9 protein-coding genes are annotated in these 11,929 nt (G+C 71.3%); 4 read left to right on the top strand and 5 right to left on the bottom strand.

Annotated features, from left to right (window positions below):
- Nucleotides 1–12: 12 nt before the first annotated feature.
- Together OV207_RS03510 and OV207_RS03505 are read left to right on the top strand one after the other, a co-directional pair.
- Nucleotides 13–1,464: an aldehyde dehydrogenase family protein gene (locus OV207_RS03510; RefSeq protein WP_267552566.1), complete on the top strand. Its 1,452-nt coding sequence runs from the start codon at nucleotides 13–15 to the stop codon at nucleotides 1,462–1,464.
- 65 nt (nucleotides 1,465–1,529) lie between these two features.
- A complete protein-coding gene (locus OV207_RS03505; protein WP_193346371.1) occupies nucleotides 1,530–2,969 on the top strand; it encodes an aldehyde dehydrogenase family protein in 1,440 nt (479 codons plus the stop codon).
- A gap of 42 nt (nucleotides 2,970–3,011) precedes the next feature.
- Here the strand turns inward: OV207_RS03505 and OV207_RS03500 are convergent, their stop codons facing one another.
- Both OV207_RS03500 and OV207_RS03495 read right to left on the bottom strand, forming a co-directional pair.
- Entirely contained in the window at nucleotides 3,012–4,634 is a 1,623-nt protein-coding gene (locus OV207_RS03500; protein ID WP_193346370.1) for an ABC-F family ATP-binding cassette domain-containing protein, read from the bottom strand.
- Nucleotides 4,635–4,791: 157 nt separating this feature from the next.
- Nucleotides 4,792–5,154, bottom strand: coding sequence for a cupin domain-containing protein (locus OV207_RS03495; protein ID WP_193346369.1), 363 nt, complete (start codon nucleotides 5,152–5,154; stop codon nucleotides 4,792–4,794).
- A 30-nt stretch (nucleotides 5,155–5,184) separates the two neighbouring features.
- On the opposite strand from OV207_RS03495, the gene OV207_RS03490 reads away from it, so the two are divergent.
- Nucleotides 5,185–5,814 carry a phenylalanine--tRNA ligase beta subunit-related protein gene (locus OV207_RS03490; protein WP_267552564.1) on the top strand — a complete coding sequence of 210 codons (630 nt, stop codon included), beginning with the start codon at nucleotides 5,185–5,187 and terminating at the stop codon, nucleotides 5,812–5,814.
- 6 nt (nucleotides 5,815–5,820) lie between these two features.
- On the opposite strand, the gene OV207_RS03485 is transcribed toward OV207_RS03490, so the two are convergent.
- Entirely contained in the window at nucleotides 5,821–6,327 is a 507-nt protein-coding gene (locus OV207_RS03485) for a gluconokinase (RefSeq protein ID WP_267552562.1), read from the bottom strand.
- Nucleotides 6,328–6,466: 139 nt separating this feature from the next.
- On the opposite strand from OV207_RS03485, the gene OV207_RS03480 reads away from it, so the two are divergent.
- Nucleotides 6,467–7,360 carry a hypothetical protein gene (locus OV207_RS03480; protein WP_267552561.1) on the top strand — a complete coding sequence of 298 codons (894 nt, stop codon included), beginning with the start codon at nucleotides 6,467–6,469 and terminating at the stop codon, nucleotides 7,358–7,360.
- Between the two features lie 6 nt (nucleotides 7,361–7,366).
- On the opposite strand, the gene OV207_RS03475 is transcribed toward OV207_RS03480, so the two are convergent.
- Both OV207_RS03475 and OV207_RS03470 read right to left on the bottom strand, forming a co-directional pair.
- Nucleotides 7,367–9,442: a neutral/alkaline ceramidase gene (locus OV207_RS03475; RefSeq protein ID WP_267552559.1), complete on the bottom strand. Its 2,076-nt coding sequence runs from the start codon at nucleotides 9,440–9,442 to the stop codon at nucleotides 7,367–7,369.
- Between the two features lie 228 nt (nucleotides 9,443–9,670).
- A complete protein-coding gene (locus OV207_RS03470; RefSeq protein WP_267552557.1) occupies nucleotides 9,671–11,800 on the bottom strand; it encodes an ATP-binding protein in 2,130 nt (709 codons plus the stop codon).
- Between the last annotated feature and the right edge of the window lie 129 nt (nucleotides 11,801–11,929).

Genomic DNA, 11,929 nt, shown 5'->3' with positions numbered 1-11,929 from the left:
ATGGAGCCCGTCATGTTGGAAGCCGTCGCGTCCCTCCTCCCCCAGCCCTCCGCGGAGATCGAGCGCATCCGCGCGGTGTTCGAGGCCCAGCGCGCGAACCGCTGGAACCTGTCGCGCAGCACGGCCGCGGAGCGCATCGCGCGGCTGCGCAAGCTGCGCGAGGCCATCATCCAGCGCCGCGCGCAGCTGGCGGAGGCCATCCACCAGGACTTCCGCAAGCCGGCCATGGAGGTGGAGCTGACGGAGATCCACCCCACGCTGGAGGAGCTGAACCACACGGTGAAGCACCTGAAGGGGTGGATGAAGCCCAAGCGGGTGGCGACGCCGCTGACGCTCAAGGGGGCGTCCAGCCACGTGCGCTACGAGGCCAAGGGCGTGGTGCTCATCCTGTCGCCGTGGAACTACCCGTTCCAGTTGCTGGTCGCGCCGCTCATCGCGGCCATCGCGGCGGGCAACGCGGTGATGTTCAAGCCCAGTGAGAAGACGCCGCACACGTCGCGCTTCCTGGCGCAGCTCACCCGGGACCTGTTCCCGGAGAACGAGGTGGCCGCCTTCGAGGGCGGCGCGGACGTGGCGGAGGCGCTGCTCCAGCACCCGTTCGACCACTTCTTCTTCACGGGCAACCCGAACATCGGCCGCAAGGTGATGGCGGCGGCGACGAAGTACCTCTCCAGCGTGACGCTGGAGCTGGGCGGCAAGTCGCCGGTCATCATCGACGAGTCCGCGAACCTGACGGCGACGGCGGAGGCGCTGGCCTGGGGCAAGTTCATCAACGCGGGCCAGACGTGCGTGGCGCCGGACTACATCTACGTGCCGGCGTCCAGGCAGCAGGCCTTCCTGGAGGCGTTCAAGGCGGTGCTGACGCGCTTCTACGGCACGACGGAGGAGGAGCGGCAGGCGAGCCCGGACCTGGCGCGCGTGGTGGATCCGGCTGCCTGGAAGCGGCTCAAGGAGGTGTTGGACCGCACGGTCGCCGCGGGGGCGAGGCTGGAGACGGGCGGCACGGCGGACGGGCCGTCCCGGTACATCTCGCCCACGGTGTTGTCCGGGGTGACGAAGGCGATGCCCATCATGGAGGGGGAAATCTTCGGGCCGGTGCTGCCGGTGCTGACGTACGAGCGGCGCGAGGAGGTCTACGCCCACATCAACGAAGGCGGGAAGCCCCTGGCGCTGTACGTGTTCTCGCAGGACTCGAAGATGGTGGAGGAGGTGCTCCAGCACACGACGTCCGGCGGGGTGGTGGTGAACAACGTGCTCATCCACGTGGCGAACCCGAACCTGCCGTTCGGCGGGGTGGGCATGAGCGGCCTGGGCAACTACCACGGGCACTACGGGTTCAAGACCTTCAGCCATGAGCGGGCGGTGATGGTCCAGTGGATGAAGTCGCTGGCTTCGGTGTTCTTCCCGCCGTATCGGGGAAAGACCCAGGAATGGGCCTCCCGCGCGACCCGGATGCTGGAGTAGGCAATTCGCCGGTTCGCGGGGTGTTCACCCGGCGGGGTGGCCCTGGCGTGGAAAGAGGAGCCGGCATGCGCGTGGTGTCAGTGGAAGAGGCCCTGGTCCCGGCGGACCTGCAGGAGGTGTTCGACCGCCTGCAGGCGCGCCGGTGGGCGCTGGCGAAGACGGGGCCGAAGGAGCGCCTGGCGCGGCTGGAGAAGCTCAAGGCGCTGCTCCTGGAGCGCCGCGAGGAGCTGGCGGACGCGCTCCACGAGGACTTCCACAAGCCCGCGGCGGAGGTGGAGGCGACCGAAATCCTCCCCGTGCTGCTGGAGCTGGCGCACGTGCAGAAGCACCTGAAGGCGTGGATGAAGCCGCGCAGGGTGGGCGCGCCGCTGCTGCTCGCGGGCACGAAGAGTGAAGTGCACCCGGAGCCCCGGGGCGTGGTGCTCATCCTGGCGCCGTGGAACTACCCGTTCCACCTGCTGGTGTCGCCGCTGGTGGCGGCGGTGGCGGCGGGCAATGCCGTCTTGTGCAAGCCCAGTGAGAAGACGCCGGGCACGGCGCGCTTCCTGGCGCAGCTGCTGCGGGACGTGTTCCCCGCGGACGAAGTGGCGCTGGTGGAGGGCGGGCCGGAGGTGGGCGAGGCGCTCTTGCGGCTGCCGTTCGACCACTTCTTCTTCACCGGAGGGCCGCGCGTGGGCCGCCGGGTGATGGAGGCGGCGGCGCGGCACCTGGCGGGGGTGACGCTGGAATTGGGCGGGAAGTCGCCGGTCATCGTGGATGCGTCAGCGGACGTGGCCACGGCGGCGGAGCGGATTGTGTGGGGCAAGTTCCTCAACGCGGGGCAGACGTGCATCGCGCCGGACCACGTCTGGGTGCACGCGTCGAAGGAGGAGGCGCTGCTCGCGGGGCTGAAGGACGCGCTGGAGCGCTTCTACGGCAAGTCGGAGGAGGCGCGCCGGGCGACACCGGACTTCTGCCGCATGGTGGATGACGGGGCGTTCCGGCGGGTGAGCGGGCTGATGGACCGCACGGTGGCGCAAGGGGCGCGGGTGGTGGCGGGCGGCGGCGTGCACGCGGAGACGCGCTACATCGCGCCCACGGTGCTGGCGGACGTGACGCCGGAGGCGCCGGTGATGGGGGAGGAGATCTTCGGGCCGCTGCTGCCGGTGCTGCGCTTCGAGTCGTTGGACGAAGTGGTGACGCAGGTGCGCGCGGGCGGGAAGCCCCTGGCCCTGTATGTGTTCAGCCAGGACGAGGCGACCGTGGAGCGGCTGCTCACGGAGACGAGCGCGGGCGGCACGGTGGTGAACAACGTGGTGTTGCACAACGTGAACCCGCACCTGCCCTTCGGTGGGGTCGGCCAGAGCGGCGTGGGCGCGTACCACGGGGAGGCGGGCTTCAAGGCGTTCAGCCACGAGCGCGCGGTGGTGCGCCAGGGACGCACGGCCTTCACGAACCTCTTCTTCCCACCCTACCGGGGCAAGGCGCAGCGGCTGGCGCGGCTCGCGAGCAAGCTGTTCGAGTAGCGGCCCCCGCGTCCATTGAACGCGAGGGCCCGGGCCTTCACGTCAGCTGCGCAGACCGGGGGCTTCCTGGCCCGTGCGCGCGACGTACTCCGTGTAGCCGCCGCCGTACTTGTGGATGCCGTCCGGCGTCAGCTCCAGGATGCGGTTGGACAGCGCGCCCAGGAAGTGCCGGTCGTGGGACACGAACAGCATCGTGCCCTCGTAGCGCGACAGCGCGGTGATCAGCATCTCCTTGGTGCCCATGTCCAGGTGGTTCGTGGGCTCGTCCAGCACCAGGAAGTTCGGCGGGTCGTAGAGCATCTGCGCCATCACCAGACGCGCCTTCTCGCCACCCGACAGCACCCGGCACTTCTTCTCCACCTCGTCGCCGCTGAACCCGAAGCAGCCCGCCAGCGCCCGCAGCGAGCCCTGGCCCGCGCGCGGGAACGAATCCGACAGCGACTCGAACACCGTCTTCTCGCCGTCCAGCAGGTCCATGGCGTGCTGCGCGAAGTAGCCCAGCTTCACGCTGCCGCCCAACGCCACGGAGCCCTCGTCCGGCTGCGTGGTGCCCGTCACCAGCTTGAGCAGCGTGGACTTGCCCGCGCCGTTCACGCCCATCACGGCCCAGCGCTCCGCGCGCCGCACCAGGAAGTCCAACCCCTCGTAGATGGTCCGCTTGCCGTAGCCCTTGTGGACGTTCTTCAGGTTCACCACGTCGTCACCCGAGCGCGGCGGCGGCTGGAACTCGAAGAGCACCGTGGAGCGGCGCTTGGGCGGCTCCACCTTCTCAATCTTCTCCAGCTTCTTCACCCGGCTCTGCACCTGCGCCGCATGCGACGCGCGGGCCTTGAACCGCTCGATGAACTTGATCTCCTTCGCGAGCATCGCCTGCTGACGCTCGTACTGCGCCTGCTGCTGCGCTTCGTTCTGCGCGCGCTGGCCCTCGTAGAAGTCGTAGTTGCCCGAGTACGTCGTCAGCGAGCCACCGTCGATCTCCACCACCTTCGTCACGATGCGGTTCATGAACTCGCGATCGTGCGACGTCATCAGCAGGCCGCCCTCGTACCCCTTGAGGAAGCCCTCCAGCCAGATGAGCGACTCCAGGTCCAGGTGGTTGGAAGGCTCGTCCAGGAACATCGCGTCCGGGCGCATCAGCAGGATGCGGGAGAGCGCCACGCGCATCTTCCAGCCGCCCGACAGCGCGCCGACGTCGCCGTCCATCATCTCCTCGGTGAACCCGAGGCCCGCCAGGATTTCCCGCGCCCGTCCCTCCAGCGCGTACCCGCCCAGCTCCTCGAACCGGCCCTGCACCACGCCGTAGCGCTCGACGAGCTTCTCCATGTTGTCCGCCTGGTCCGGGTCCCCCATGGCGGCTTCCAGCTGCTTCATCTCCGCCGCGACGGTGCTCACCGGGCCCGCGCCGTCCATGACCTCGGACACCGCGCTGCGGCCGGCCATCTCCCCGACGTCCTGGCTGAAGTAGCCAATGGTGACACCCCGGTCGATGGAGACCTGTCCTTCGTCCGGGTACTCCTGGCCGGTCATCATCCGGAACAGCGTCGTCTTGCCCGCGCCGTTCGGGCCGACGAGGCCCACCTTCTCTCCCTTGTGGAGCGCAGCCGAGGCCTCCACGAAGAGGAGCTGCTGCCCGTGCTGCTTACCGATGTTGTCGAGACGGATCATGTGCGTACCGAAGAGGCCCGGGAATCAGGCGGCGCGCCCTTATGCCACGGCCCGCCCCCCAGGGGGATGCTTCCGAACCCCCCACGCCCCCGACTCCTTGCACACGGCCAGGCAGGCGGGCCCCCGTCCGGGATTCCGCCCTCCTTGGAATGGGGCTTCAGTCGTCGCGGTGCACGGTGCCCGGTGAGAACGCCGGGGTGCAGATGGCCACATACTCCGCGCCCTCCTCCTCGGGGGTGCTGTAGCGGACCCACTCGCCCGGCTCGCACACCACCGTCTGGCCGGCGTGCACGTCCATCACCCCGCCCTTGTGCTCCACCCGCAGCGTGCCCGCGAGCACCAGGGTGATTTCACGGAACTCGGGGGTCTGCCCCGGCTCCTCCCACCCACCCGGGCTGCGCATGTGCGCGACGCTGATGTTCTGCGTCTTGGAGTTCATCCGACCCACGTACTCGTCGATGAGCTTCGGCTTGTTGCCCACCGCCGTCACACGAATGGGCCTGGGGATGAGCGTAGGCATAGGGGTTGCCCCAAAGCATAGAGTGGCGCCGTGCTGACCGTCGACCCCCATCCCCTCCTCGACCTCGTCGCCTTCACGTCCACCTTTCCCGCCCCCCTGGGAGAGCTGCCCGCGCCCGGGTGGCTCCAGGACCTCCTGAAGCCCGGCGCCGCAGCGCCCCTCCAGAGCGACGACGCCGTGCGCGGCGCCGTGCGGGACCTGCTGCGCCACGGCGGCTACAAGCCCACCGGCCGGGGCAAGCCCGCCTCCGAGTACCTGGTGCGCGCGTCCGGGGACGGCTCGCTCTCCACCATCAACGCCGCGGTGGACGCGTGCAACGCCGTATCGCTGCACAGCGGCCTGCCCATCAGCGTGGTGGACCTGGACCGCGCGCAGGCGCCCTTCCGCGTCGCCACCGCCATCCAGGGCGACCGCTACGTCTTCAACGCCTCCGGACAGGAGATCGACCTGGAGGGCCTGCTGTGCCTCTTCGACGCGGCCGGCCCCTGCGCCAACGCGGTGAAGGACGCCCAGCGCACCAAGACGGACGGCGCCACGCGCCGCACCCTCACGCTGCTGTGGGGCACGAAGGAGCTGGCGGGCCGGAGCGCCAGCGCCTTCGCGTGGTACCGCGAGCTGCTGGAGCGCCTGGGCGCCACCGTCGAACACCCGGTGCCCTGAGGCGGGCTACTCGCGGCTCGCGTCGGGCTCCAGCCCCAACCCCTCCAGGATGCGCCGCACCACCTCGTCGGGTGACGGCGTCACGTCCACCGCGAGCGCGTCCTCGGGTGGCTCCATGGCGGCCAGCTGGCTGACCAGCAGCCGGGGCGGCATGAAGTGGCCCTCGCGGCGCTGGAGCCGCTCCTGGATGACCTCCGAGGGAGCGTGCAGGTACACCCAGCGCTCTCGCTTCGCGTCCACGGAGAGCCGCTCGCGGTAGCTGCGCTTGAGCGCGGAGAACGCCAGCACCAGGGGCTCGCCCTGGGCGAGCGCCTTCTCCATCCGCGCGCGCAGCAGCACCAGCCAGGGCTGACGGTCCGCGTCCGTCAGCGGGGTGCCCGAGGCCATCTTCTGACGGCTCTCCTCCGAATGCAGGTCGTCCGCGTCCTCGAAGGCCCACCCCATCCGCTCCGCGAGCGCCCTGCCCACCGTGGACTTCCCGGTGCCCGAAACGCCCATGACGATGACCACCATGCCGTTGCCGTCTCCTCGCGCGCGCGCTCCCATACCGCGACCTTCCCACGCCTGACGCCACGCGGAGCAGCGCGTGCGCATGGCGCACCGGACACCGCGTATGAGCGTCCGCTGCTCAACGCCCGGCCCCCTCTTCACGATGCGCATTTTCACGGCGCGCCGTGAAGCCGCTACCCTGCGCGCCATCATGATCATCGTAGGAGCAACCCCTGGCCGGGCCTTCGTCCGGCTCCTGCTGGCCAGCGGCATCCTGTCGCTGGTGGCGCTCGCCGCCTGCCGCGACCCGGCCGCCGCCGCGGGCACCGCGCTCTTCGTCACCACCGAGTTCGAGCCCTCGCTGAACCTCACGCAGCTGCGCGTCTCCGGCACCGTGGCGGGCGGCATGGACGTGCCCGCCGCGATGATCCCCGAGGCCGCGGACCGCACCCTCCAGAACGGCGAGACCTTCCGCGTCCTGCTGGGTGACGCCGCCAACGGCGCGCAGGCCACCGTGCGCGTGGAGGGCCTGCGCGACGGCACCGTGCTCGCCGTCGGCGAGGCCAGCGCCACCGTGCGCGACGGCTACGAGGTGGAGGTCACCGTCCAGTTGGGCTCCGGCACGAAGCCGGATGGCGGCACCAGCACCTTCTGCATGGACTGCCGGGACGGCTGCTGCCGCGACGGCGTGTGCACGTCGCGCACGGCCCGCACCTGTGGCGTGGGCGGCGTGGCCTGCGAGGACTGCACGCAAGACAAGGCCGACACCTGCACGGCCCAGGGAACCTGTGGCTGCGGCAACGGACCGGCGTGCGGCGCCAACGCGAGCGCGTGTTTCGGCGGCCGGTGCGTCTGCGGCGGCGGGCCGGCGTGCGGCCCGGGACTCGCCTGCAAGGGCGGACAGTGCGTCTGCGACCCGTCCACCTGCGACGGCTGCTGTGACCGCAACAGTTGCATCGAGTCCCCCAACAAGAACCAGTGCGGCAGGAACGGCCAGGCGTGCAAGAAGTGCGACAAGAAGTGCAACCCCGACGGCACCTGCGACGACGACGACTGACGGCCGCTACCGCACGGTGAACGGGCGCGAGTTCCCCGAGTACGGGTGCACGCGCCCGTCCCAGCCGGACTTCCAGTGGCCCTCGTGCACCAGCCGGTAGGTGCCCGGCGCCGTGTCCGCCGGGATGGGCCAGTCGATGCGCACCTTCGAACATCCGAGCGTGGGCACGCAGTACTCGCGCTGCCAGTGGTAGCGCGCGCCGCCCTCGCCGTCGTGCGCCACGTCCCGCCACGTCCCGTCCGCCTCCCGCCGCTGCACCCGCAGGAACGTGCCGCCAGTCTTCAGGTTGTTGCGAGGATGCCCCGACCAGAAGGTGGCGCTCGCCGTGTCGCCCCGCGCGTACGCGGGCTTCGCCTCCTCCGCGACGTCACCGAAGTCCACCCACAGGTACTTGTCGTCGAACACCACGCCGGGCTGCAGGCCCACCACCGCCTTGCGCAGGTCCCGGGGCGTGGGCCCCGGTGACACGGGCGCCCCGTCGCGCAGCGCCCCGGCGAGCCCCGTGAAGGACTGCTGGAGCGCCGCCAGCGTCCACGGCCCGAAGTGCGTGGACGCGCCCTCATAGTCCTGGCGCGCGTACTCCTCGCGCGTGGACACGTAGCCCGCGTACGCGTTGGACAGCCCCGCGATGACCACGTCCGTCACGCCCGTGCCGTGGAGCTGCGCGCGCACCGTGTCGCGCAGCCTCCGGCCCGCCATGGTGGTGAGCTCGAAGGGGACGGCCACCAGCGCCAGCGGTCCCACCGTCACCAGTTGCAGGGGCAGCACCTCCGGGGTCCACGGGTAGGGCTTCATCGCGCCCATCTCCAGCACGATGGGCTTCTCCGCCTGACAGGGCGTGGTGACCAGCGAGCAGGTGAACTGGTTCCACAGGTCGTGCACGGACTCGCACGTCGCGCCCTCCGCGCCGAAGCCCGGGCCGTCCTCCGCGCCCGCCAGCATCGACACGCCGATGGTCGCGGGACACGTGCGGCGCGGCGCGCCGTCCGTGAACGCGGGCGCCACGTCCACCGCGTCCATCTTCACGTAGGTGTGCCGGTAGTCCACGCCCCCCAGCACCGGCATCGCGGCGGTGGCCCACAGGTGCGCGGCGAAGTCGTACTGCTTGCGCGCGGCCAGGGCCGTGGACTCGAAGTCGTCCGCGCCGCCGCCGTTCGTGCCGCCCAGCAGGTTGGGCGTCACGTCGCCCTCGTTCGCGTTGGCGAAGGCGGCGACGAAGGTGTCCGGCCCGCCGGGCCGCAGGCCCCCCTCCCCCGCCTCGAAGTAGCGCGAGGCCAGCCCCTTGTTGTCGCCGCTGATGAAGGGGTTGGTGTTGCCCAGGGATGTGGCGTGCACGGCGAACCAGTTGATGAGCCCCAGCTCCTGCCCGTCCGCGCGCGTGAACCGCAGCAGCGTCATGCGGGGGTCCACGTCGTCCGGGTAGCGGGCGCGCTCGGACTCGGGGTTGCGCAGGTAGGCCTCCGGGGAGCGGTTGGCGCTCGCGCCGCGCAGGTCGCCGGAGGCCAGGCGCAGCGTGCCCTCGGCCAGCCGGTCGTTGGCGCGGACGATGGAGTCTACGATGCCGGAGACGATGGCCTCGAAGTTCTGCGGCACGAAGCCCAGGGTGGTCAGGTTGTAGAGCGTGTAGTGGCTGTAGCCGCCCGGACCCGCGTGCGTGTGCGTGGCGCTCAGGAGCACGTTGTCGTCCGAGTACACGTCCCCCAGCTTCGCGCGCAGCCGCTCCACCACCTGCTGCTTCACCGCCTGGAACAGCTCCCCCAGGTCCGCGCTGACGATGGCCACGCGGCGGCCATTGCACGGCGAGGCGATGACGAACGCGCGCGAGTACAGCCGCAGGTGGATGCCCTCCGTCTTCTGCGCCACCTGCGCGTAGCCCATCATCCCCACCTCCGCCGCGGGGCCCGTGATGTCGGAGCGCGCCGCCCCCACCAGGAAGTTCGCGGAGTCGGCGCAGGCGTCCGCCACGGGCGGTGTCGCCGCGCGCGCGGCCGGCGGCAGGCCCGGGTGGCCCGGCCCCAGCGCCAGCACGCTGCCCAGCAGCAACCCGAGCACGGGAGCGAGGCGAGCGGTCCGCTTACGCATGACATCCTCCAGGGCCCACGGGGCACGGGCCCCGGGCCGGCGTCTTCGGGCTTCGGGGGCATCCCCTCCCCACCCGATGAAAGGCCAGGGTGGCCCTGTCGCACCGGATGGGACAGCACCTGCGAGGACAGGCCGTCCAACGCACCACACTTGAACATGGGAGCGCGGCGGTTTCAGTCCGTTGGGCGGCAGCGGCACGGGGGCCCGCCTCCACGCCGGGACGAGGCGTCAGGCCACGCGGGCGGGGCTCGGGCCGGTGCCGCGCACGGCGGAGTGCAGGGCCACGCGGAAGGTGGCGCCGTGGCCGGGGGCGGACTCCACGCTGATGCTGCCGCCCAGCGCGCGCACGATGGTGTCGCAGATGGACAGGCCCAGGCCGGTGCCCTGGCCCGGCACCTTGGTGGTGAAGAACGGGTCGAAGATGCGGCTCAGGTGTTCCTGCGCGATGCCGCGTCCGGTGTCGCGCACGTCCACCACCACCCGCCCGTCGCCGTCCACGCGGGTGATGAGGCGGATCTCATGCTCGTCCGTGAGGCCCTCCGGAATCGCATGCGCGGCGTTGATGACCAGGTTGAGGAACACCTGGAACAGCTTGCCCTCGTTGGCGCGCACCGCCGGCACGCTGCCGTACTGCTTCACCAGCCGTGCGCGCGGCCGGATTTCGCTGGCCGCCATCTGCGTCACGGAGTCCAGCACGCGGTGCAGGTCCACCGGCTCGTCGTGCGCATCGTCCACGCGGGAGAAGACCTTGAGCTGGCGGACGATCTGGCGCATCCGCTCCGAGCCCTCGCGCGCGTCGTCCAGGACCTGCTGGTACTCCATCAGCTCCTCGGCGCCCAGGGGCCGGGGCATGGGGCCCAGCGCGCGGTGCAGGAACTCCAGGTTGGACAGCACGTAGGACAGCGGGTTGTTCAGTTCGTGCGCGATGCCCGCGGCCAGCATGCCCATGGACGCCAGCCGGTCCCCCAGCATGAGCTGCGCCTGCATGCGCTTGCGCTCGGTGAAGTCGCGCGCCACGGTGACGCGCGCGGGCACCCCGTCGAAGAGCACCCCCAGCGTCACCAGGTCCGCGCTCACCACCTGCCCGTCGCGGCGCAGCAGGGGCACCTCGTGCGAGCGGGCCGCCAGCCCCCCGTCCTGCGCCTCCTCCAGGTGGAGGCGCGCGACCTCCTGGTCCTCGCGCCGCACCAGCCCCAGCAGGTGCCGGCCCAGCAGCTCCGCCGGATCCTGGTAGCCCAGGTAGCGTGCCATGGCCGGGTTCACCGACAGGAGCATGCCGTCCGTCGTGTGCACCACCACCGGGTCCGGGAAGCCTTCGATGAGCAGGTGGAAGCCCGCCTCCGTGCGGCGCAGCGTGGCCTCCGTGCGCACGCGCAGCGCGTCCGCGGTGTGCTGCTCCAGCGCCAGCGACAGCGCGCCCGCGGCGCCGGACAGCAGCTTCAGCTCCACCGGAGACCACATCCGGGACTCGGCGCAGTTGTCGAAGCCGATGAAGCCGAACAGCTCCCCGTGCACCGTCAGGGGCAGCACCAGCAGCGCGCGGATGCCCTGCGCCTTCAGCGCCGGCGCCGTGCTCTCACCGAAGGACTCCGGCGGCCCCTGCACCGCGTCGCCGCGCGACAGCTCCAACCACTGGCCCAGCCGGAAGGCCTCGTCCACCGGCCACCCCTGCGTGCCCAGGCTCTCGAATTCGCGCGACACGCCGGGCGCGGCCCACTCCGCGCGCTGGGACTGGAGCATCCGGCCGGCGCCGTCGCGGTGGAACTCGAAGACGTAGGCCCGACTGGCCCCCGCCACCAGGCCCAGCGGCTCCAGGATGGCGTTGTACAGGTCGCCCGTGGACTCCGGCGCGAGCAGCCGGCGCTGCACCTCCACCATGGCGCCCAGGTAGCGCTCGCGCGTGGCGGCGGCGTCCTCCGCGAGCCTTCGCGGGGTCACGTCCACCAGCGTGCCCAGCACCCCGCCCAGGCGCTCCGGGTCCCCCGTGACGGACACCTCCACCCAGCGGGGCTGCACGCCCCCCGCGAGCCGCAGCTCCAGGCGCGCCGGACAGTCCACGCGGGCCACGGCCGTGCGCAGCAGCGCGCGCGCCTGGTCGCGGTCCTCCGGGTGGAACAGGTCCACCAGCAAGCGGCCCTTCCACGCCGCCGCGGGCACGCCCATCAGCCGCTCCCACGCGAGGCAGGTCATGACCAGGCGGCCGGCCGCGTCCAGTTCGAAGACGACCTCGCGGAGCAGTGAACCGGCGCGCTGGAAGCGGCGGGTGTCCACGACGTCGCCCACCAGGGAGGCCTGTCCTGGCGCGGCGCCGCTCCCTGTTTCGCGTTGCTCCTGCGACACCGCGGCCTCCCCACGCATGAAACGGCTCATACCCGAAGAAGGGGACAACCCATCCGGTTCACCCGGGCGCCCGTCCCCTCGCCGTATCACCGCGAGACGAAGCATAAGTCGCTCGAATGTTTCAAAGTCAATGGACCCGCCTGGGAC

The sequence above is a fragment of the Corallococcus sp. BB11-1 genome, from assembly GCF_026626625.1.
GTDB classification, from domain to species: Bacteria; Myxococcota; Myxococcia; order Myxococcales; family Myxococcaceae; genus Corallococcus; species Corallococcus soli.
This window is presented reverse-complemented; position numbering and strand designations above follow the sequence as displayed.

What these genes read in the sequence shown, in the direction of transcription:
- OV207_RS03510 (WP_267552566.1), top strand. Translation starts at nt 13, where the DNA reads ATGTTGGAAGCCGTCGCGTCCCTCCTCCCCCAGCCCTCCGCGGAGATC.
- OV207_RS03505 (WP_193346371.1), top strand. Translation starts at nt 1,530, where the DNA reads ATGCGCGTGGTGTCAGTGGAAGAGGCCCTGGTCCCGGCGGACCTGCAG.
- OV207_RS03500 (WP_193346370.1), bottom strand. Translation starts at nt 4,634, where the DNA reads ATGATCCGTCTCGACAACATCGGTAAGCAGCACGGGCAGCAGCTCCTC.
- OV207_RS03495 (WP_193346369.1), bottom strand. Translation starts at nt 5,154, where the DNA reads ATGCCTACGCTCATCCCCAGGCCCATTCGTGTGACGGCGGTGGGCAAC.
- OV207_RS03485 (WP_267552562.1), bottom strand. Translation starts at nt 6,327, where the DNA reads ATGGTGGTCATCGTCATGGGCGTTTCGGGCACCGGGAAGTCCACGGTG.
- OV207_RS03480 (WP_267552561.1), top strand. Translation starts at nt 6,467, where the DNA reads ATGCGCATTTTCACGGCGCGCCGTGAAGCCGCTACCCTGCGCGCCATC.
- OV207_RS03475 (WP_267552559.1), bottom strand. Translation starts at nt 9,442, where the DNA reads ATGCGTAAGCGGACCGCTCGCCTCGCTCCCGTGCTCGGGTTGCTGCTG.
- OV207_RS03470 (WP_267552557.1), bottom strand. Translation starts at nt 11,800, where the DNA reads ATGCGTGGGGAGGCCGCGGTGTCGCAGGAGCAACGCGAAACAGGGAGC.